Annotated in this window: 17 protein-coding genes; 10 read left to right on the top strand and 7 right to left on the bottom strand. The window is 70.9% G+C overall.

The genetic code is table 11. From position 1 onward, the window contains the following. Positions 1–56 precede the first annotated feature (56 nt). From OG448_RS08885 to cimA, 5 genes are all read left to right on the top strand, one after another. Complete coding sequence (locus OG448_RS08885) at positions 57–713, top strand: maleylpyruvate isomerase N-terminal domain-containing protein (protein WP_405558729.1); 657 nt, start codon at positions 57–59, stop codon at positions 711–713. 251 nt (positions 714–964) lie between these two features. Beyond that, on the top strand, positions 965–1096 hold the full coding sequence (locus tag OG448_RS08880; RefSeq protein WP_086690483.1) for a hypothetical protein: 132 nt from the start codon (positions 965–967) through the stop codon (positions 1094–1096). 85 nt (positions 1097–1181) lie between these two features. Further along, positions 1182–2225, top strand: coding sequence for a 3-isopropylmalate dehydrogenase (locus OG448_RS08875; protein ID WP_405552578.1), 1044 nt, complete (start codon positions 1182–1184; stop codon positions 2223–2225). A 288-nt stretch (positions 2226–2513) separates the two neighbouring features. Then, the gene (locus OG448_RS08870) at positions 2514–3602 is read left to right on the top strand and encodes a branched-chain amino acid aminotransferase (RefSeq protein WP_405552576.1); all 1089 of its coding nucleotides are present in this window, start codon (positions 2514–2516) and stop codon (positions 3600–3602) included. Between the two features lie 353 nt (positions 3603–3955). Further along, positions 3956–5560 (top strand): citramalate synthase, encoded by a 1605-nt coding sequence (gene cimA / locus OG448_RS08865; RefSeq protein WP_405552574.1) that lies wholly within the window; start codon positions 3956–3958, stop codon positions 5558–5560. 16 nt (positions 5561–5576) lie between these two features. On the opposite strand, the gene OG448_RS08860 is transcribed toward cimA, so the two are convergent. Both OG448_RS08860 and OG448_RS08855 read right to left on the bottom strand, forming a co-directional pair. Then, positions 5577–6185 (bottom strand): GPP34 family phosphoprotein, encoded by a 609-nt coding sequence (locus OG448_RS08860; protein ID WP_405552572.1) that lies wholly within the window; start codon positions 6183–6185, stop codon positions 5577–5579. A 70-nt stretch (positions 6186–6255) separates the two neighbouring features. Continuing rightward, complete coding sequence (locus OG448_RS08855) at positions 6256–8124, bottom strand: ricin-type beta-trefoil lectin domain protein (protein ID WP_405552570.1); 1869 nt, start codon at positions 8122–8124, stop codon at positions 6256–6258. 244 nt (positions 8125–8368) lie between these two features. Between OG448_RS08855 and OG448_RS08850 the strand changes: the two genes are divergently transcribed. Both OG448_RS08850 and OG448_RS08845 read left to right on the top strand, forming a co-directional pair. Further along, the gene (locus tag OG448_RS08850) at positions 8369–11392 is read left to right on the top strand and encodes a glycoside hydrolase family 3 protein (RefSeq protein ID WP_405552567.1); all 3024 of its coding nucleotides are present in this window, start codon (positions 8369–8371) and stop codon (positions 11390–11392) included. Positions 11393–11452: 60 nt separating this feature from the next. Next, complete coding sequence (locus tag OG448_RS08845; RefSeq protein WP_405552565.1) at positions 11453–12829, top strand: hypothetical protein; 1377 nt, start codon at positions 11453–11455, stop codon at positions 12827–12829. A gap of 94 nt (positions 12830–12923) precedes the next feature. Here the strand turns inward: OG448_RS08845 and OG448_RS08840 are convergent, their stop codons facing one another. Continuing rightward, positions 12924–13532: a YceI family protein gene (locus OG448_RS08840; protein ID WP_405552564.1), complete on the bottom strand. Its 609-nt coding sequence runs from the start codon at positions 13530–13532 to the stop codon at positions 12924–12926. A gap of 226 nt (positions 13533–13758) precedes the next feature. On the opposite strand from OG448_RS08840, the gene OG448_RS08835 reads away from it, so the two are divergent. From OG448_RS08835 to OG448_RS08825, 3 genes are all read left to right on the top strand, one after another. Further along, entirely contained in the window at positions 13759–14256 is a 498-nt protein-coding gene (locus OG448_RS08835; RefSeq protein ID WP_405552562.1) for a hypothetical protein, read from the top strand. A gap of 278 nt (positions 14257–14534) precedes the next feature. Continuing rightward, positions 14535–16118, top strand: a complete 1584-nt coding sequence (locus OG448_RS08830) for an acyl-CoA carboxylase subunit beta (RefSeq protein WP_405552560.1) — start codon at positions 14535–14537, stop codon at positions 16116–16118. A 23-nt stretch (positions 16119–16141) separates the two neighbouring features. Further along, complete coding sequence (locus OG448_RS08825) at positions 16142–16333, top strand: acyl-CoA carboxylase subunit epsilon (RefSeq protein WP_405558727.1); 192 nt, start codon at positions 16142–16144, stop codon at positions 16331–16333. A 65-nt stretch (positions 16334–16398) separates the two neighbouring features. Here the strand turns inward: OG448_RS08825 and OG448_RS08820 are convergent, their stop codons facing one another. The 4 genes from OG448_RS08820 to OG448_RS08805 all read right to left on the bottom strand — a co-directional run bounded on the left by OG448_RS08820 (position 16399) and on the right by OG448_RS08805 (position 20646). Beyond that, entirely contained in the window at positions 16399–18624 is a 2226-nt protein-coding gene (locus tag OG448_RS08820; protein ID WP_405552559.1) for an NACHT domain-containing protein, read from the bottom strand. After that, a complete protein-coding gene (locus OG448_RS08815; protein ID WP_405552557.1) occupies positions 18533–19414 on the bottom strand; it encodes a hypothetical protein in 882 nt (293 codons plus the stop codon). The genes OG448_RS08820 and OG448_RS08815 overlap by 92 nt, the downstream gene beginning before the upstream one ends. 97 nt (positions 19415–19511) lie before the next feature. Further along, positions 19512–20093: an ATP/GTP-binding protein gene (locus OG448_RS08810; RefSeq protein WP_030793786.1), complete on the bottom strand. Its 582-nt coding sequence runs from the start codon at positions 20091–20093 to the stop codon at positions 19512–19514. Next, entirely contained in the window at positions 20074–20646 is a 573-nt protein-coding gene (locus OG448_RS08805) for a DUF742 domain-containing protein (protein WP_405552555.1), read from the bottom strand. The genes OG448_RS08810 and OG448_RS08805 overlap by 20 nt, the downstream gene beginning before the upstream one ends. Positions 20647–20707: the final 61 nt, after the last annotated feature.

Raw genomic sequence — 20707 nt, 5'->3', positions numbered from 1 at the left:
CGTGCGTCCGGCCGCTGTAGCGTGCGCCCATGGACGGCGTGGACGGCGTGGACGGCATGGACGGCTTCTCCCTCTCCTGGTCGGCCCTGCGGGCGGCGGTGGCGGACCTCGCCGCCGACGACTTCGGCCGGCCCTCAGGCTGCGCGGGCTGGCTCGTCCGGGACCTGGTGTGCCACCTCGTCATCGACGCCCAGGACGTCCTGATCACCCTCGCCACCCCCGCCCGCACCGAACCGACCCGCGACGCGGCGACGTACTGGACCGTCACCCACACCCCGCCGACCGGCGAGGACCCCCTGGACGCCCTGACCGTCCGGCTGGCGGCGGCCTACGAGGACCCGGCCCTGCTGCAGTTCCACCTGGACGACGTGGGCGCGGCCGCCGGCCGCGCGGCCCGGCTCGCGGACCCGGCCGCGCGGGTCGGCACCCAGGGTGAGGTCCTCACCGCCGGGGACTACCTCTCCGCGTACGTCCTGGAGTGGACCCTCCACCACCTGGACCTGATCGCCCACGTGCCGGACGCCCCGGCCCCGCCGCCCGGGACCCTGGCCGTGGCCCGCGCCCTGCTGGAGCGGATCGCCGGGACGCCGTTCCCCGGCGCACTGTCCGACACGGACGCCCTCCTCCTCGGCACCGGCCGCCGCACACCGGCATCCGCGGAGCGGGCCCTGCTCGGGCCCCTGGCCGACCGGGTGCCCTTCGTCATCGGCTGAGGGCGCTCCGGTAAAAGCGCAGGTCAGTCGGCTCGCCGTCTCAGATAGTAGGAAGTCCGAGTAATCATGCAGACAGGCGCGGCCCGTTCCCTTAGCTTGGGATGAGCCGAACGAATCGCTCCATCCAGCGAGTGGCGGTCGTGAGCCGCGCCCCGCGCAGGCAATCCCTGCGGCGTGCGCTCTCCGCCCCTTCCGGCGTCTCACAGCTCACCGCTGCCGTGCAACCACTCTGTCGAAGGAGTCGATTTCCCATGGCCGAGACGACCGTCCGCCGCCGCGTGCGCCACGCCTCCCGTTCGAACGACACCGACCGCGCCCAGGCCGCGGCCGCCCTCCAGCGCGCCCTCGACCGCCGGGACAACGGCGGCGAGACCGGCCACTGAGCCGAGCCGCCCCCGACGGACCGTCCGCTGTCCGCATCGCGGACGGTCCGTGTCATCCCGTGGGACGCGGAGTAGGGTGCCGGACATGTCCCGCAGCATCGATCTCGCAGTGATCCCCGGCGACGGCATCGGCCAGGAGGTCGTGACCGAGGGTCTCAAGGTCCTCTCCGCCGTCCTGCCCCAGGACGTGAAGCTGGAGACCAAGGAGTACGACTTCGGCGCCCGGCGCTACCACGCCACCGGTGAGACCCTCACCGACGCCGACCTCGACGCCCTCAAGGCCCACGACGCCATCCTGCTCGGCGCCATCGGTGATCCGTCGGTGCCGTCCGGCGTGCTGGAGCGCGGCTTCCTGCTGAAGCTCCGGTTCGCCTTCGACCACCACGTCAACCTGCGCCCCTCCAAGCTGCTCCCCGGCGTCGCCACCCCGCTCGCCGGCCAGCCGGAGATCGACTTCGTGGTGGTCCGCGAGGGCACCGAGGGCCCCTACACGGGCAACGGCGGCACCATCCGCACCGGCACCGAGCACGAGGTCGCCACCGAGGTCTCGGTGAACACCGCCTACGGTGTCGAGCGCGTCGTCCGCGACGCCTTCGCCCGCGCCCAGGGCCGCCCCCGCAAGAAGCTCACCCTGGTCCACAAGAACAACGTGCTCACCTTCGCCGGGCACCTGTGGACCAACATCTTCAACAAGGTGGCCGAGGAGTACCCCGAGGTCACCACCGAGTACATCCACGTCGACGCGGCCACCATCTACCTGGTGACCGATCCCGAGCGCTTCGACGTGATCGTCACCGACAACCTCTTCGGCGACATCATCACCGACCTCGCCGCGGCCGTCTCCGGCGGCATCGGCGTGGCCGCGTCGGGCAACATCAACCCGGCCCGTACGTACCCGTCCATGTTCGAGCCGGTGCACGGCTCCGCTCCGGACATCGCCGGACAGGGCAAGGCCGACCCCACCGCCACGGTCCTCTCCGTCGCCCTGCTGCTGCGCCATCTCGGGTACGGCGCCGAGGCCGACCGCGTGGACGCGGCCGTGGCCGCCGACCTCACCGAGCGCGTGGACCTGCCGCCGCGCACCACCGCCGAGATCGGCGACGCGCTCGTAGGCCGGGTGACCGGCTGACCCGCAAGGCCCCGTAAAGGGCCGCCGGGTCGCTTCAGGCGCCCGGCGGCCCTTTGCCGTGCCCGCGCCGGGTGCCACCATCGAGCCCTGGGTCGTATTCACCCCGATTCCTTCCGGCGTCCCCGCCGCGCGATAATCGAACGCGGAGCCGCGATATGAGGGAATGCCCGGACGGCGTGAGCGCGGCCCGCCACCACCGGTACCGCGCCTTGCCGGGGGTGACCTCAAGGAACCGGCCGCCCCGCCGGAGCCGCCCGTCCCACGCCAGGAAGAGAAGGACTGCCGCCCATGACGACGCCCACGATCGAGCTCAAGCCCTCCGCCCATCCGCTCGCCGCCGCGGAGCGCGAGGCGATCCTCACCAGCCCCGGCTTCGGCCGCAGCTTCACCGACCACATGGTGACGATCAAGTGGACCGAGGGCCGCGGCTGGCACGACGGCCAGCTCGTCCCGTACGCGCCGATCCCGCTCGACCCGGCCACCAACGTCCTGCACTACGCCCAGGAGATCTTCGAGGGCCTGAAGGCGTACCGCCAGCCCGACGGCACGGTCGCCACCTTCCGTCCTGAGCAGAACGCCCTGCGCTTCCAGCGCTCCGCGCACCGCCTGGGCATGCCCGAGCTGCCGGTGGAGACCTTCATCGAGGCGTGCGACGCGCTGATCGCCCAGGACATCGACTGGGTGCCCGCGCACGGCGGCGAGGACTCCCTCTACCTGCGCCCCTTCATGATCGGCACCGAGGTCGGCCTGGGCGTGAAGCCGTCCAACGAGTACCTCTTCATCGTCATCGCCTCCCCGGCCGGCGCCTACTTCCAGGGCGGCGTGAAGCCGGTGTCGATCTGGGTCTCCGAGGACCGCGTCCGCGCCGTCCCCGGCGGCATGGGCGACGCCAAGACCGGCGGCAACTACGCGGCCTCCCTGCTCGCCCAGGCCGAGGCCGCCACCAAGGGCTGCGACCAGGTCTGCTACCTCGACGCGGTCGAGCACCAGTGGGTCGAGGAACTGGGCGGCATGAACCTCTGCTTCGTCTACGGGGACAAGATCGTCACCCCCACCCTGACCGGCTCCATCCTGGAGGGCGTCACCCGTGACTCCCTGCTGGCCGTCGCCCGCGACCTCGGCTACGAGGCCGAGGAGGGCCGCATCTCGGTCGACCAGTGGCAGCGCGACACCGAGAACGGCACCCTCACCGAGGTCTTCGCCTGTGGCACCGCCGCCGTGATCACCCCGGTCGGCACCGTCAAGCGGGCCGGCGCCGAGTGGAAGCAGAGCGGCGGCGAGCCCGGCGAGGTCACCCTCCGCCTCCGCAAGGCCCTGCTCGACATCCAGCGCGGCACGACCGAGGACCAGCACGGCTGGATGCACCGCATCGGCTAGTCACTCTTCCGTGGGACCGCCCTGGAGGCTCCGGGGCGGTCCCTGTGGACAGCGCGGCCCGCATGGTGAGACACCTCGTGGGACGGCGGACGTTCTGTGCCAGACTTCCCCCGTGCTCTCGCTCACCATGATTATGGGCAGCAGGCGCGCCGGTCCGCAGTGACCACCTCGCACGACCAGATGCGGGTGGCACCGTCGTCCTCGACCCGCGCGCAGACCTCTCGCACCCGCGAGGGGTTTTTTCGTTTTCCGGCCCAACCGCAGCCGGACGCGGAGCGCGAGGGACCATGGGGGGAACGGTGGAGCCGGTCATTTCCGGTAAGACCGACATTCACAACAGGAGCCTTCAGACCATGACCGCAACCAGCGAGCTCGACGATTCGTTCCACGTCTTCGACACCACGCTGCGCGACGGCGCGCAGCGCGAGGGCATCAACCTCACCGTCGCGGACAAGCTGGCCATCGCACGGCACCTGGACGACTTCGGCGTGGGCTTCATCGAGGGCGGCTGGCCCGGCGCCAACCCGCGCGACACCGAGTTCTTCGCCCGCGCCCGCGAGGAGCTGCGGCTCAAGAACGCGGTGCTCGTCGCCTTCGGCGCCACTCGCCGCCCCGGCGCCAAAGCCGCCGACGATCCGCAGGTCAGAGCGCTGCTGGAGTCCGGCGCCCCCGTCATCACGCTGGTCGCCAAGGCCCACGACCGGCATGTGGAGCTGGCGCTGCGCACCACGCTCGACGAGAACCTGGAGATGATCCGGGACACCGTCGCCCACCTCCGCGCCGAGGGCCGCCGGGTCTTCGTCGACTGCGAGCACTTCTTCGACGGCTACCGCGCCAACCCCGCCTACGCCAAGGCAGTCGTCCGTACCGCCTCCGAGGCCGGGGCCGACGTGGTCGTCCTGTGCGACACCAACGGCGGCATGCTCCCGGCGCAGATCAGCGCCGTCGTCGGCACCGTCCTCGCCGACACCGGCGCCCGGCTCGGCATCCACACCCAGGACGACACCGGCTGCGCCGTCGCCAACACCCTCGCCGCCGTGGACGCGGGCGCCACCCACGTCCAGTGCACGGCCAACGGCTACGGCGAGCGGGTCGGCAACGCCAACCTCTTCCCGGTGGTCGCCGCGCTGGAGCTGAAGTACGGCAAGAAGGTCCTCCCCGACGGGCACCTGCGCGAGACCACCCGGATCTCGCACGCCATCGCCGAGGTCGTCAACCTCACGCCCTCCACCCACCAGCCCTACGTGGGTGTCTCCGCCTTCGCCCACAAGGCCGGCCTGCACGCCTCCGCGATCAAGGTCGACCCGGACCTCTACCAGCACATCGACCCCGAGCGGGTCGGCAACACCATGCGGATGCTCGTCTCCGACATGGCCGGACGCGCCTCGATCGAGCTGAAGGGCCGGGAACTCGGCGTCGACCTCGGCGGCGACCGCGCCCTGGTCGGCCGGGTCGTCGAGCGCGTCAAGGAACGCGAGCTGAAGGGCTACACGTACGAGGCCGCCGACGCCTCCTTCGAGCTGCTGCTGCGCGCCGAGGCCCAGGGCGCGCCGCTGAAGTACTTCGAGGTGGAGTCCTGGCGGGCCATCGTGGAGGACCGCCCCGACGGCACCCACGCCAACGAGGCCACGGTGAAGGTATGGGCCAAGGGCGAGCGCATCGTCGCCACCGCCGAGGGCAACGGCCCGGTCAACGCCCTCGACCAGGCACTGCGGGTGGCACTGGAGAAGATCTACCCGCAGCTCGCCAAGCTGGAGCTGGTGGACTACAAGGTCCGCATCCTGGAGGGCGCCTCCGGCACCCGGTCCACCACCCGCGTGCTGATCTCCACCAGCGACGGCGCGGGGGAGTGGTCCACGGTCGGCGTCGCGGAGAACGTCATCGCCGCCTCCTGGCAGGCGCTGGAGGACGCCTGCACCTACGGGCTGCTGCGCGCGGGCGTCGAACCGGCCGAGTAGCGGGCGCCGGCGGCGGTCAGGGGGCGCGCCAGACGTTGTCGAACGCGTCCTCCTCGATCCGCCGCCGCTGCCGCACCCCCTCCAGCTCGGTCAGCGCGTCGCCGAGCGCGGCGAGGACGACCGCCACCCGGTCGTCCTCGACGCTCGGGGCCGCGCCCTCGTGCTCGGGCTCCTCGATGCCGAGGGCGGCGGCGAGGCCCACGAGGAGCGGCTCGTGCCGGGCCCACCGGTCGGCCGCGTGCCGCCGGGCGTCGGAGTCGATCCGGTCCACCGACCGGTCCGCCCGCCGGAACAACTGCCGCAGACCGGAGCCCGAGGGCTCCGAGTGCTCCAGCTCGTCGCGGTAGGCGGCGGAGAGCCCGTCCCCGCGCCGCCACAGCCAGTCCTCCGCGCTCTCGTACGGCTCCGCGCGGATCAGCGACGCGGCCGCCTTGTCCAGCATCGGGTCGCCGGTGAGATGGCCCGAGACGGGGACGATCCGGTCGTCCCGCAGGGTGACCACCTGGGCGGTGAGCAGGTCGAACAGCTCCGCCGCGGCCAGCGCCAGCGACAGATCCCCCTGTTCCACGGGGCGGTCGGCGGGCACGTCCAACGCGACGAACAGCAGATCCTGCGATGTGGTCATCTCTGGCTCCCCGGTCACGGTCGGTACGGCGCGGGTACCACCATCACCCGCGCCGGAAACCCGGGCCGTCCTACCTCAGCGTCCACTTCTGGTTGGCCGCCCCGGTGCACGACCATATCTGGGCCCGCGCCCCGTTGGCCGAGGAGTTGTCCGTGACGTCCAGGCACTTGTCGGCCGCGGTGTTCACCACGTCCCCGGTGGCCGCGTTGTACGACCAGCGCTGGGCGCCGGTGCCGTTGCAGTCGTAGAGCTGGACCTTGGCGCCGTTCGCGGTCGACGCCGAGACCACGTCCAGGCACTTGCCGAGCGCCCTGACCGAGCCGTCCGCGGCGACCGTCCACTGCTGGGCGGTGCTGCCGTTGCAGTCGTAGAGCTGCACCGCCGTGCCGTTGGCGCTCGAACCGCCCGCCACGTCCAGGCACCTGCCCGCGAGCCCGGCGAAGGCACCGGTGCGGGAGCTGTCGCCGGACTGGCCGCCGGACCAGGTGAAGGTGGCCGAGGTGCGGGCGGGCAGTGTGTAAGTGGCGTGCTGCGCACCCCAGTTGATCGTCACCTGCCTGGCCGAGGAGGCGCCGTTGTACGCGATCAGCGCCTTGCTGCCGTCCGGGTTGCGCCAGGCCACGTTGGGCACGGCGGAGGACGCCGTCGAGGCGATGCGCTGGGCGCCGGGGCGGACGAACTTGGTGAGGTGGCCCATGTCGTAGTACTCGACGGTGTAGTCCACGCTCCCGCTGCGGCCGTCGCCGTTGTGCACGGTGATCAGGCCGGTGCAGGTGCCGCAGCCGCCGTTGTGCGGGCCCATGTTCTGGTCCACCGCGAGGGACCACTTGGTCACCGACTTCGCCCAGTTGCGGGTGTAGTTGATGATGTCGGACAGGTCCTCGCGCTGCTGGTCGGCGATCCAGGTGCCCCCGGAGTGCTCGGTGGCGAAGGCGTCCAGCGCGGGGTACTGGTTGTGCACGGCCGTCTGCTTGTTGACGTCCCCGCCGTAGCCGTGCCAGGCGATGCCGCCGAAGTTCGGGTGGCTGCGCACGGCCGCGTCGTCCACGGTCTGGGCGGCGTAGGAGTCGTAGGTGTCCCAGTTCCAGTCGTGCGCCAGCACCTTGGTGGCGAGCCCGGCCTGCTGGAGCTTGGGCAGCAGCTCGCTCTTGGTGAAGTAGGCCAGCCCGCCGGCGTTCCAGCTCATCGAGGGGTAGCCCGAGCAGCAGGTCGGCTCGTTCTGCGCGGTGACGTAGGAGACGGGCACGCCTTGGTCCCGGTACCCCTGGAGGTACTTGACGAAGTACGAGGCGTAGGCGCCGTAGTCCTCCGCCTTCAGCCAGCCGCCGTTGAGCGAGCCGCTGTCCTTCATCCACGCCGGGGCCGTCCACGGGGACGCCATCACCGTGAGATCGGGGTTCAGTTGACGGGCCTGCTTGGTGAGCGGGAGGACGTCCGCGAGGTCGTGGGCCAGGGAGAACTTGGCCAGCGAGGGGTCGGTCTGCCCGGCCGGCACGTCGTCGTAGGTGTAGCCGGAGCGGGCCAGGTCGGAGGCGCCCATCGGGTTGCGCAGGAAGGACAGGCCGATGCCGTCCGTGGGCGAGAACAGCTTGCGCATGGTGGCGTCGCGTGTCGCCTGGGACAGGGCGCCGCTGCTGTTCATCAGCCAGGCGGCGGTGTCGGTGAAGGAGGCTCCGCCGCCGGTGAAGGTCTGGTAGCGGGTGTTCTCGTCCACCGTGATGTTCTCGCCGCCGCCTGAGGTGCCGGCCGAGAAGGCGAACGGCGTCTGCGGCTCCAGGCCGCGGACGACATGCCGTCCGGCGGAGTCGTCGGTGGTGGTCAGCCAGGCCGTGACCGGCTCGCCGGCCGCGTGCGCGGCGGGGGTGGCGAGCGTGGTGATCCCGGCCGTCGTCAGCAGCGCGGCCAGCAGCAGCCGGGCCGGACGCAGGGGTCGTCTCATGGGGCGCCGCCCTTCAGAGGTGGGGGGATGAGGGAACAGCGGCGTGCGAGCCGTGAGTAAATGACGGCTCCCGGGCCGCGTCAAGGGGTCGCGTATTCAGAAGGCGAACACACAACCTCAGTGATGCGGAGTGAAGTTGACGGAACGTCATGTCACGTGCGAAGGGTTGACGGGGTCCAGGGGACCCCAGTTCACTCAAGCCGTGAGCTAAGTCATGAGTGAACCAAGAGCCGAGGGAAGGTCCATGCGCAGAACCGCCCTGCTCGTCTCCACCGCTCTGCTGACCGCACTGCTCCCGCTGGCGGGAGGCATCGCCACCGCGTCCGGTGCCGACGGTCCCGACCCGGCCCCCGCGCCGGTCGACCGCTTCGAGGGCGAGGTGCCCTTCGCCGCCCAGCCCGCCGAGGGCATCTTCACCTGGGGCGGCGACAGCGACGACCCGCCCACCCTGGCGCTGACCGCCCGCGCCGACGCCCCCGAGGGCGCCAAGGTGCTCACCGGAAGCTACGACATCAGCGGCTACGGCGGCTTCACCCACGACTACGCCGCCACCGCCCCCGCCCACGACTGGTCCGCCCACCGGGGGGTGCGCCTGTGGTGGGAGGGACAGAACAGCGGCAAGAAGATCACGTTCGAGATCAAGGACGGTGGTGCGCACGGCGAGGCGTCCGAGCTGTGGACGACCTCCTTCACCGACGACTTCACCGGCTGGAAGCGGATCGAGCTGCCGTTCTCCGCGTTCACCTATCGCACGGACTACCAGCCGGTCGGCGGCATCGACCACGTCCTCGGCCTCACCCGGATGTGGGGCTACGCCGTCACCCTCCCGACCGGCGTCAAGGGCCGCTTCGCCATGGACGGCGTCGAGCTGTACGGCGCCGCCGACCCGGCGCTGCGCGCCTCCGTCACCACCGACGCGGCCGTCCGCCCGGTGAAGGAAGGCGGCACGGCGAGCGTCCGCGTCACCCTGGCCACCACCGACGCGGGGCCCGTCACCTCCCCGGTGACCGTCGGCTACGCCACCGGCGAGGGCACCGCCCGCCCCGGCAAGGACTACACCCCCGCCTCCGGCACCCTCACCTTCCCGGCCGGCACCCCCTCCGGGACCTCCCGGACGGTCAAGGTCGCCACCCTGAAGGACCGCACCGCCGAGGCCGCCGAGACCGTACCGCTGAAGCTCACGGTCACCGGTGCCAAGGCCCCGGCGGAGAACCCGCAGGTCGTCATCGACGCCCACGGACTGCCCTACCTGGACGCCAAGTTGCCGGTGCGCAAGCGCGTCGCCGACCTGCTCGGGCGGATGTCGCTCGCGGAGAAGGCCGGGCAGATGACCCAGGCCGAGCGCGGCGCCGTCTCCGACCAGAACGACATCGCCGCCTACGACCTGGGCTCACTGCTCTCCGGCGGCGGCTCCACGCCCACCCCGAACACCCCGGCCGCGTGGGCGAAGATGATCGACGGCTTCCAGCTCCGCGCCCAGGCCACCCGCTTCCAGATCCCGCTGATCTACGGCGTCGACGCGGTCCACGGCCACAACAACCTCACCGGCGCCACCGTCCTGCCGCACAACGTCGGCCTCGGCGCCACCCGTGACCCCCAACTCGCCCAGCGCGCCGGGGCGGTGACCGCCGCCGAGGTCCGCGCCACCGGCATCCCCTGGGACTTCGCGCCCTGCCTGTGCGTCAGCCGCGACGAACGCTGGGGCCGCTCCTACGAGTCCTTCGGTGAGGACCCGGCGCTGGTGAAGTCCATGGAGACCGTGATCCAGGGCCTCCAGGGCCGCGCCGACGGCCGCGATCTCGCCCGCGCCGACAAGGTGCTGGCCACCGCCAAGCACTTCGTCGCCGACGGCGGCACCGCCTACGGCTCCTCCACCACCGGCACCTACACCGTCGACCAGGGCGTCTCCACCCTCACCCGGCAGCAGTTGGAGGCCGTGCACCTCGCGCCCTACCAGGACGCGGTGGACCGGGGCGTCGGCACCGTGATGCCCTCGTACTCCTCGCTCGACGTGATCGGCGACGGACGCGGCCCGGTCAAGATGCACGCCCGCGCCGACATGATCAACGGCGTGCTCAAGGGCCGCATGGGCTTCGACGGGTTCGTCATCAGCGACTGGAACGCCGTGGACCAGCTACCCGGCGACTACGCGACCCAGGTCCGCACCTCGGTCAACGCGGGCGTCGACATGATGATGGTCCCCTACAGCTACAAGGAGTTCAGCGCGGCCCTGACCGCCGAGGTGAAGGCGGGCAGGATCACCGAGCGGCGGATCGACGACGCCGTCTCCCGCATCCTCACCCAGAAGTTCCGCCTCGGCCTCTTCGAGCACCCCTACGCCGACACCTCCGGCGCCGCCGCCATCGGCTCCCCGGCCCACCGGGCCGTCGCCCGCGAGGCCGTCGCCAAGTCCCAGGTGCTGCTGAAGAACGACGGTGACCTGCTGCCGCTGCGCAGGAGCCAGAAGGTGTACGTCGCCGGGTCCAACGCCGACGACGTCGGCAACCAGTCCGGCGGCTGGACCATCACCTGGCAGGGTTCCTCCGGGAACATCACCCAGGGCACCACCATCCTGGCGGGCATCCGCGAGGCGGGCGGGAAGGTCACCTACTCCAAGGACGCCTCCGCGCCGACCGCCGGGAACGACGTGGGCGTGGTCGTCGTGGGGGAGACCCCCTACGCCGAGGGCGTCGGGGACGTGGGCAACGGCCATGAGCTGACCCTGTCCGCCGCCGACCGGGCCACCGTGGACAAGGTGTGCGGCGCCCTGAAGTGCGTGGTGCTCACCGTGTCCGGCCGCCCGCTGCTGGTGGGGGACAGGCTCAGGAAGATCGACGCCCTGGTGGCGTCCTGGCTGCCCGGCACCGAGGGCGGCGGCGTCGCCGACGTGCTCTACGGCAAGCGGCCCTTCACCGGGCAGCTCCCCGTCACCTGGCCGCGCGGCGAGGCCCAGTTGCCGATCAACGTGGGCGACAGCGCGTACGACCCGCAGTACCCCTACGGGTGGGGCCTGACCACACGAGTCGCGGTCAAGGGCAGTGCGCTGGCCACCCTCGGCAAGGCGGCAGCGACCGCCGAGCGCCGGCACGACGACCGCCGGGGGCGTGAGCTGGTGAACCAGGCCCGGCTGATCGTCCAGCACAAGGTGGGTCAGCGGATCACGGCGGCCGTGTCGAAGCCCTTCGCCGAGGCCGACCACGCGCTGCTGACCGGACGGTACGGACAGGCACTGCTGAAGCTGCTCCAGGCGTACCGGGCGGCCCGCTGACCAGCATCGAAAGTCCGTACACCTGACCGGATGGGGGAGGCTTCGGGTAGCGTCGGAAGCATGAAGGCCGTGCTCCCGACCCGCGCCCGAAGCCTCCCCGCACTCATGCTCGCGGCGCTGGCGATGGCCCTGGTGTCCCTGTTCGCGTTCGCACCCGGCGCCAGTGCCGTCACCAGCGCCTCCACCATCGGCCAGGCCCTGCGCAAGAGCCCGGTCTACGTCGACCCGGCCGCCTCCGGGCAGCTCTCCCGCGCCGATGCCGACGCCCTCGCCAAGAAGATCAAGGACGCCGGCAAGCCGGTGTTCGTCGTGGTCCTGCCCGCGGACTACCCGACCAAGAGCGTCCTGCGCGACGTCCGTGCGGCCACCGGCATCACCGGTCTGTACGGCATCCGCGTCGGCGACCGCTTCGCCGCCGGCGCCGACCCCTCGGTCATCTCCGCCACCGCCCGCCAGAACCTGGTCTCCAGCGTGCAGGGCGAGGGCGCCAAGGCCCAGCTCACCGACTTCACCGACCGCGCGCTCAACACCGTACGCGGCCACGCCCCCTCCACCTGGGGCTCCTCCGACAACGGCGGCGGGGTCTCCACCACCGCGCTGATCGTCGCCGGGGCTGTCGTGGTGGCGGGCGGCGCCGGGGTCTACACCCTCAGCCACCGCAACCGGCGCCGCCGTGAGGCGGAGCAGCAGGCCGCGCTGGAGCGGCTGCGGGTCGTCGTGGACGAGGACATCACCGCCTTCGGTGAGGAACTCGACCGCCTGGACTTCCAGCCCGGCGAGCCCGGCGCGGACGACATGATGCGCACCGACTACGAGAACGCGCTCAACGCCTACGACGACGCCAAGCGCCGCATGGGCGAGGCGCGGAAGCCGGAGGACGTGCGCGGGGTCACCGAGGCGCTGGAGAACGGCCGGTACTCCCTCGCCGTGCTCGCCGCCCGCCGTGAGAGGCGCCCGCTGCCCGATCGGCGCCCGCCCTGCTTCTTCGACCCCCGGCACGGCCCCTCCGTCACCGACGCCACCTGGACCCCGTCCGGTGGCAGCACCCGCGAGGTGCCGGTGTGCGCGGCCGACGCCACCCGGCTCGCCGACGGCCGCGAACCGGCCACCCGCGAGGTGGACACCGAGTACGGCCGCCGCCCCTACTGGGACGCGGGCCCCGCCTACGGCCCCTGGGCGGGCGGCTACTTCGGCGGCGGCCTGCTGCCCGGCCTGCTCGCGGGCACTCTGCTCGGCAGCATGATGGCCACCCCGTCCTACGCGGCCGACTTCGGCGGCGGATACGGCGACTTCGGGGACCAGGGCGGTTTCCAGGGCGGCGACATGTCCGGCACCGACTTCGACCCCGGCGGCTTCAGCGACGGCTTCGGCGGCGGGGACTTCGGCGGTGGTGGCGACTTCGGGGGCGGCGGGGACTTCGGCGGCGGAGGCTTCTGACACCCCGGACCGACCTCGTACACGCGTGAGCGCCCCGTCCCCTCTTCGGGGGGAGCGGGGCGCTCGCGTGTGGTGCGGACGGACCGCCGTGGGCTCACGCGTTCTTGATGGCCGACACGTCGAAGCTGAGCTTGATCTTGTCGGAGATCAGCACGCCGCCCGTCTCCAGGGCCGCGTTCCAGGTGAGGCCCCACTCCGAGCGCAGCAGCTCGGCCTTGCCCTCGAAGCCGACGCGCTGGTTGCCGAACGGGTCGGTGGCGGCGCCGCTGAACTCCAGGTCGATGGTGATCGGCCGGGTCACGCCGAGGATGGAGAGGTCACCGGTGATGCGGTAGTCGTCGCCACCGAGGGACTCCGCGCCCGTGGAGCGGAAGGTCATCGTCGGGAACTCGTCCGTCTTGAAGAAGTCGGCGGACTTCAGGTGGGTGTCGCGGTCGCCGTTGCCGGTGTCGATGCTGTCCATCACCACGTCCAGCGTCGCGGTGGACTTCGCCGGCTCGTCGCCGTCCAGGTGCAGCGAGCCGGTGAACTCCGTGAAGCTGCCCTTGACGTTGGTGACCATGGCGTGCCGCGCGGTGAAGCCGATCGAGGTGTGCGCGGGGTCGATGGTGTAGTCGCCGGTCAGCGCGGCGAGGCCGGTGCCCGCGCCGGAGACCGTGGCGGTGGCCTGGGGGGTGCTGTCCTTGCGGCTGAAGATGCCCATGGCGTGCTCCTTGGGAGAGTCTGTTTAACGTTCAACGAACCCGACGTGTGCCACCGTAGACCCATTCAGTTCAGTTTTCAACATCTTTCACTGTGTGTTTCCGTCCTGACCCACAGTTATCGGGTACGCCCTCTGGCGGACGCGCGTAGAACTCGGGCACCATCTGTCTGCACCACCTGCACAGCCGCCCCACAGCAAGCACGGCCAACCGCAGGAAGGGTCATTCATGAAGGTCCGCTCCGTCCTGACCGCGCTCGCCCTCGTCGTCGCCCCGGGCGTCGCCGTGGTCGGCACCGCATCCGACGCCTTCGCCGTCACCAAGATCAGCCACGCCACCGCCACCCAGATGTTCCGCGACGTCGGCATCACCTGGTCGTCCTCCGGCGGCTGCTCCGACCGCCAGAACTCCACCTGTACGTCGTTCGACCAGCTCAACCTCGCGACCGCCCAGGGTGCCCAGACCCTGAAGCGGGCCACCGGCTGCGCGCTCAACATCACCGGCGGTACCGAGGTCGGCCACGCGTCCGGCACCTACTCGCACTACAACGGCTACAAGCTCGACTACGGCAAGAACACCTGCGTCACCTCGTACATCAAGAACACCTTCAGCTACATCGGGCTGCGCGGGGACGGTGCGCCGCAGTACCAGTCCGGGTCGGGCAACATCTACGCCGACGAGGGCAACCACTGGGACGTCCTGTACTACAACTGCGGCGGCTGCTGAGCCGACGCGCGCCGGACGGCGGAAGGTAGGGTTGCCAAGACGCCCCGTTCCGCCGTCCGGGTGTCCCCGTGTCACTCCGGGGATGGCATGTCCCACCCAGGAATCCGGGGGCCTGTGACACCCCCCACTTTGTGGCAGCTCTACAAAGACGGCGCCCTCTGAGCAGTCGGAACGCCTGCATTGCGGCCCGGTTCTGTTCGGTCGCACCAGGAAAACGCTCCGGAGACTGTACGGAGTCGACGGCCCGGTTTCCTCGAGGTCCTTCGTATGGTCACTACATGACCGTTTTGGAAGAGACGACGGGTGAGCCGACGGACGCGCGCGGGCGGGTCGCCGAGCTGCACGTGATCCGGGCGCAGGCCCTGGCGGGCCCCAGCGAGAAGGCGACCGAGGCGCAGCACGCCAAGGGCAAGCTGACCGCCCGGGAGCGCATCGAGCTGCTCCTCGACCCGGACTCCTTCCAGGAGGTCGAGCAGCTCCGCCGGCACCGCGCCACCGGCTTCGGCCTGGAGGCCAAGAAGCCGTACACCGACGGTGTCATCACCGGCTGGGGCACGGTGGAGGGCCGTACGGTCTTCGTCTACGCCCATGACTTCCGCATCTTCGGCGGCGCGCTGGGCGAGGCCCACGCCACCAAGATCCACAAGATCATGGACATGGCCATCGCGGCCGGTGCCCCCCTGGTCTCGCTGAACGACGGCGCCGGCGCCCGAATCCAGGAGGGCGTCTCCGCGCTCGCCGGCTACGGCGGCATCTTCCAGCGCAACACCAAGGCGTCCGGCGTCATCCCGCAGATCTCGGTGATGCTCGGCCCGTGCGCGGGCGGCGCGGCCTACAGCCCCGCCCTCACCGACTTCGTCTTCATGGTCCGCGAGACCTCGCAGATGTTCATCACCGGCCCGGACGTCGTCAAGGCGGTCACCGGCGAGGAGATCACCCAGAACGGCCTGGGCGGCGCCGACGTGCACGCCGAGACCTCCGGCGTCTGCCACTTCGCGTACGACGACGAGGAGACCTGCATCGCGGAGGTGCGCTACCTCCTCTCGCTGCTCCCGCAGAACAACCGCGAGAACCCGCCCCGCGTGGAGTCCTCCGACCCCGCCGACCGGCGTGGCGACGTCCTGCTCGACCTGGTCCCGGCCGACGGCAACCGGCCCTACGACATGACCAAGGTCATCGAGGAGCTCGTCGACGACGGCGACTACCTGGAGGTCCACGAGCGCTGGGCCCGCAACATCATCTGCGCGCTCGGCCGCCTCGACGGCCAGGTGGTCGGCATCATCGCCAACCAGCCGCAGGTGCTGGCCGGTGTGCTGGACATCGAGGCGAGTGAAAAAGCTGCGCGCTTCGTGCAGATGTGTGACGCTTTCAATATCCCGATCATCACGCTGCTGGACGTACCGGGCTTCCTGCCCGGTGTCGACCAGGAGCACGGCGGAATCATCCGGCACGGCGCGAAGCTGCTGTACGCCTACTGCAACGCGACCGTGCCGAGGATCTCGCTCATCCTGCGCAAGGCTTACGGCGGCGCGTACATCGTGATGGACAGTCAGTCCATCGGCGCCGACCTCACCTACGCCTGGCCCACCAACGAGATCGCCGTGATGGGTGCCGAGGGCGCGGCCAACGTCATCTTCCGCCGCCAGATCGCCGACGCCGAGGACCCCGAGGCGATGCGGCAGAAGATGGTCAAGGAATACAAGGCCGAGCTGATGCACCCGTACTACGCGGCGGAGCGCGGCCTGGTCGACGACGTGATCGACCCCGCCGAGACCCGCGAAGTGCTGATCAGGTCCCTGTCGATGCTGCAGACCAAGCACGCCGACCTGCCCTCCCGCAAGCACGGCAACCCCCCGCAGTGACCGAGACCCCGGAGACCATCACCATGACCAGTGCCGACATCCGCGTCGAAAAGGGCCTCGCCGACCCCGAGGAGGTCGCCGCCATAACGGCAGTCCTCCTCGCCCGAGCCGCCGCCCGCCCGGCCACCACCCCGACCCACCGCACCCGCCCGCGCGCGGGCTGGCGCCGCCTGGAACGCGAGGGCGGCTTCCGCGCCCCGCACAGCTGGCACTGAGCTCGAACCGACGCTGCGGCCCCGTCTCTCCCTTGCGGGAGGGCGGGGCCGCTGACGTTCTCGCGTCAGCGGATCAATATCTCCAGGTCCGCCGTGCGCAGCGTCGCCGGATCCTCGGGGAGCACGCAATGGGCCAGGGCAACGACCCCCTTGTGTGACGGGAACCGTGTGACTGCCGACAGGTCCATGTTGGCGAGGTCCAGGTAAGCCAGCTCGGGCAGCGTGGACAGAGCCTGGAAGCCGGCGGGAAGGCATGGGTCGTCGGCGTTCAGGTACACGTAGTGAATGCAAGGGTGATCGGCGACGAAAGATATGTCGGTGTCGGGCCGGGCGCCGAACATGGACAGAGCGACCAGCGTGGGGGCAAGGGGCAGACCTTCGAGAACAGGGATGTCCTCGAGAACGAACCTCAGACTGATCAGCCCTTTGAGACGCTCCAGGACGCCTTGCCCCTTCAGGGGGCCGAGAGACATGAGACTGAGTATGGACAGGGTGTCCTGCGCAGCCAACGGGGAGAGATCAGCACCACGGCGCACGTCCTCCACGTCGAGTTCGGTGAGCGGGGGAAGCCGTTCCAGCTCCTTGAACTCCGCGAAGGGGTAGGTGATCCCCAGCCTGGAGACAGGTAGCCGGGACGCCGCACGCAATTGTCCGGAGTGCGAAATGCTGAGCATGTGTGTTTCGAGAGGAAACGCCGAGAGAACCGCGTCGGCGTACGCGTCGGCATCGAAGTAACTCCACGCTGAGATCAGTGCCCTTCGGACCTCGTGACGCTCGTCGTCGGAGTACTCGGTCAGCAGTCCCAGTGCCTCGGGACCGCCGATCAACGATGCCGTCCGGATCGTCTGCACCGCTTGCTTCTCCGTCAGCTCCCCGAGTGACCGCGGTAGCTTGCGCAAAAGGCTTGTTCCCACCGCCGCCAGCCCGGCCGGGTCCGTAGTCCGGCGCGGTGGCAGGAGTGCGGAGACCGCCGCGTCCACGCGCTCGGCCAGTGGTTCGGACAGCTCCGGCAGGGTCTCCTGGCAGGACGCCGCCAGCAGACGCAGCTTTCGCCCGTGTCGGGGCTCTGCGGCCGCCCGGTCCAGGATTCCGCCCAGGAGTTCCTCCCGCTGCGGCCGGTTCGTGTGGCCCGCCGCCATGATGATCGTCTCGCGCCACAGGTCCAGGTGGGCTCGTTCGACCAGGTTGCCGATGCGGTCCTCCTCCGCTGCCTCCTCCGCCGCCAGGTACTCCTGGAACGTGCGGTGGACGAAGTCCAGGCGGCCGAGGGTGGGGGAGCGGAGGATGCCGGAGCGGTCGCGGAGGCTTTCCAGGACTGTGGTGCCGTCCTGGAGGGAGTCCAGGTGCCGCATGCCCGCCAGCTTCCGGCCGACGTGGACGGCCGCCTGCTCCAGGGAGATCTCGCTGCGGTTGTTGTCCGACAGCCGCCACGCGAGGTCCCGCAGCAGAACCACCTTGTCGCCCAGACTCAGCCCGCTGTCCACCGCGCTCGGCACGTTCCGGTCCGCGTCCCGCTCGTGGACCAGCGTGTGGAGGGCGTTGCGGTACAACTCCATGCGGTCGCGCGGAAGCTGACTGCCCCGGGTGAGGTGCATCGCGCACAGCATGGCCGCCAGCAACGGCGTACCCGCCAGCGACTGGAGATGCGGTCGGTCCTTGAGGCTGTTCAGCAACGACTGTTCGTAGCGCGGGAGTTCCTCCACCGGACAGGGCAGCTCCTCGCCCAGCTCCCGCACCGCCTGATGCCACTGCCGGACGAACGCCGCCAGGTCGGGCGGCGTCATCCGGTCCAGGTGCAGCGCGGTGAACTTCTCCCGGCGCAGCCAGTCCGCGCCGGCCGCCGCCGGACGCGAGGTCACCACCATCCGCACCTCGGGATACGCGGCCAGCAGCTTGCGCACCCACTCCCGCACGCCCCGCCGCTCGGCGTCCAGGAGTTCGTCCACCCCGTCGATCAGCAGCAGCGCCCGCCCGTCGGCCAACTGGCGCTCCACCCACGCCTTCGGCATCACCCCGGTGATCTGCCCGGCCACCGAGTCGAGCATCGCCTCCGGCGCCGGCAGTGCCCGTCCGCTGTACTCCCGCAGCTTCACGAAGACCGGCGTCAGACCGTTCCAGTCGGCCAGTTCCCCGGTGAACGCGCCCCGCGCGGCCGTGACCGCCAGCCACCGCAGCAGCGTGGTCTTCCCGGACCCCGCCTCACCCCGGAGCAGCACCCGCGAAGGCCCGCCGAGCGCGGCCTCCACCCGCATCCCGGCGCTCTCGCCCCCGCTGTTCTCCCAGTCGCTCATGTCCGGCCGGAGCAGCGGAAAGCGCACGCCTCGCCCCCTCCCGCCGCGCCCGTATCTCGTCCCCCGTCGCCCGCAGGCTGACGTACGCCACCGAGAGCCGCACCTGCGCCCCGGCCCGGTCGGAGGTGCGCCGGAACAGCTCCACCTCGTCCAGGGTCGTGCTGACCAGCTCCAGATACCGGCGCCTGAACTCGCCGTCCCGGTCCGTGCCCTCTGGGGCGAACAGCGAACGGTCGGGCAGCCGTTGCAGCACCCGCGCGATCTCCGCGCCCAACGACGTGGTGCGCGCGAGGAGTTCACTCAGGGCCCGCTCCTCGAAGACGGGCAGCCCCCGTACGATCCGCACGTAGTACTCGACGCACTCCGCGAAGAGCACTTCGTACAGCCGGGTCTCCGCCTCGCCGAGGCCGACCGGGGGGCGTGCCGCCCCTGTCAGCCGCCGCACGATCTCCGCGGGCCTCGCGTCCGCCGCCAGGATCGCCTCGTCGGAGAGGTCCGCCGCCGCGAAGGTGTCACACACGGCGTCGATCACGGCCTGGCGGCTGTTCTCCTCCAGGCCGGGGAACTCACGCTCCAGGAACGGGGCCAGCCGGTCGTAGACCGCGTCGGCCATCTCGTCGAACTGCCGCTCCACTCCCCGCTGGAAGCGCAGCCCGGACACGCGCACCCGGATCAGCTCGGCCATCTCCATGCGGCGTTCCTGCTCGCGGCGCTTGCCCCCGAGCCACATCTGGGCGGCCGCCTTCGCCACGGTCGAACCCAGCCGCAGCGCCGCTGTCTCGCCCACCATCGCATCCCCCTCCATGCCACAGAAGGACCAGTGTGGCAGCGGGGTACGACAAAGGGGCCCCTTCCGGTGTGGAAAGGGCCCCCTCGGCGTGGACCAGTTACCGCAGGCGGGCCATGAGGGCGTGCTCGACCAGGGTGATCAGCGCGCTCTTGGCGTCCGCGCGGTGGCGGGCGTCCGTGGTGATGATGGGGGCGTCCGGTCCGATCTGGAGCGCCTCGCGGACCTCGTCGGGGTTGTAGGGCTGGTTGCCGTCGAAGCCGTTGAGGGCGATGACGAACGGCAGGCCCGAGTTCTCGAAGTAGTCGACCGCCGGGAAGCAGTCGGCCAGGCGCCGGGTGTCGACCAGCACGATGGCGCCGATGGCACCACGTACGAGGTCGTCCCACATGAACCAGAAGCGGTCCTGACCGGGCGTACCGAAGAGGTACAGGATCAGGTCCTGGTCCAGGGTGATGCGGCCGAAGTCCATGGCCACCGTGGTGGTGGTCTTGTCCCCGGTGTGGGTGAGGTCGTCGATGCCCGCCGACGCGGACGTCATGACGGCCTCGGTACGCAGCGGGTTGATCTCCGAGACGGCCCCCACGAACGTGGTCTTGCCCACGCCGAAGCCGCCCGCCACCACGATCTTCGCGGAGGTGGTGGAGCGGGAAGGACCGCCGCTAGAGCTTGCGAAGTCCACTGAGCACCCTTTCGAGCAGTGTCACGTCTGGCTGGCCGCCGGCGTTCTCGTCGCCGCCGGGCTGATGGATGGCGACCAGGCCCGCCTCCGCCAAGTCGGCGACGAGAATCCTGGCCACGCCGAGGGGGATCGTCAGCAGGGCCGAGACTTCGGCCACCGACTTGATCTCCCGGCACAGGTTGCAGATCCGCTGATGCTCGGGCAACTGGCCCTGCATCTGGTGCGGTGCTGCGGTGGTGTGCACCAGCGCCTCGATGGCGAGCTGGTAGCGCGGGCGGGTCCGGCCGCCGGTCATGGCGTACGGACGCACCAAGGGGTTGCTGGCGCCGGACGGGGCCGCCGCGGGCTCCTGGCGACGCGGCGGCTGGACCGGCTGGATGCGCGGGGCCGACGGCTGGTCGTACGGCGAAGGGCCGGGGCCCTGCGGTGCGTACGGCTGCCGGTGGTCCGGGACGGAGGGAAAGTCGTACCCGTTCGCCGAGCCGCCGTCCTGTCCCTGGGCGGGACCGTACGACCAGTTGCCCGAAGACGGACCGCCTGGGGGTGTTGCCACTTTCTCCTCCTCCGACTGTGCCGGGCACCATCGCTGTGGAGCCGCGTCCCAAGACCTTACG

It is taken from the genome of Streptomyces sp. NBC_01171 (genome assembly GCF_045039805.1).
Lineage (GTDB): Bacteria > Actinomycetota > Actinomycetes > Streptomycetales > Streptomycetaceae > Streptomyces.
This window is presented reverse-complemented; position numbering and strand designations above follow the sequence as displayed.

Excerpts from the sequence above, each read along its gene's own strand:
- OG448_RS08885 (WP_405558729.1), top strand. The coding sequence starts at position 57 with ATGGACGGCTTCTCCCTCTCCTGGTCGGCCCTGCGGGCGGCGGTGGCG.
- OG448_RS08880 (WP_086690483.1), top strand. The coding sequence starts at position 965 with ATGGCCGAGACGACCGTCCGCCGCCGCGTGCGCCACGCCTCCCGTTCG.
- OG448_RS08875 (WP_405552578.1), top strand. The coding sequence starts at position 1,182 with ATGTCCCGCAGCATCGATCTCGCAGTGATCCCCGGCGACGGCATCGGC.
- OG448_RS08870 (WP_405552576.1), top strand. The coding sequence starts at position 2,514 with ATGACGACGCCCACGATCGAGCTCAAGCCCTCCGCCCATCCGCTCGCC.
- cimA (WP_405552574.1), top strand. The coding sequence starts at position 3,956 with ATGACCGCAACCAGCGAGCTCGACGATTCGTTCCACGTCTTCGACACC.
- OG448_RS08860 (WP_405552572.1), bottom strand. The coding sequence starts at position 6,185 with ATGACCACATCGCAGGATCTGCTGTTCGTCGCGTTGGACGTGCCCGCC.
- OG448_RS08855 (WP_405552570.1), bottom strand. The coding sequence starts at position 8,124 with ATGAGACGACCCCTGCGTCCGGCCCGGCTGCTGCTGGCCGCGCTGCTG.
- OG448_RS08850 (WP_405552567.1), top strand. The coding sequence starts at position 8,369 with ATGCGCAGAACCGCCCTGCTCGTCTCCACCGCTCTGCTGACCGCACTG.
- OG448_RS08845 (WP_405552565.1), top strand. The coding sequence starts at position 11,453 with ATGAAGGCCGTGCTCCCGACCCGCGCCCGAAGCCTCCCCGCACTCATG.
- OG448_RS08840 (WP_405552564.1), bottom strand. The coding sequence starts at position 13,532 with ATGGGCATCTTCAGCCGCAAGGACAGCACCCCCCAGGCCACCGCCACG.
- OG448_RS08835 (WP_405552562.1), top strand. The coding sequence starts at position 13,759 with ATGAAGGTCCGCTCCGTCCTGACCGCGCTCGCCCTCGTCGTCGCCCCG.
- OG448_RS08830 (WP_405552560.1), top strand. The coding sequence starts at position 14,535 with ATGACCGTTTTGGAAGAGACGACGGGTGAGCCGACGGACGCGCGCGGG.
- OG448_RS08825 (WP_405558727.1), top strand. The coding sequence starts at position 16,142 with ATGACCAGTGCCGACATCCGCGTCGAAAAGGGCCTCGCCGACCCCGAG.
- OG448_RS08820 (WP_405552559.1), bottom strand. The coding sequence starts at position 18,624 with ATGAGCGACTGGGAGAACAGCGGGGGCGAGAGCGCCGGGATGCGGGTG.
- OG448_RS08815 (WP_405552557.1), bottom strand. The coding sequence starts at position 19,414 with ATGGTGGGCGAGACAGCGGCGCTGCGGCTGGGTTCGACCGTGGCGAAG.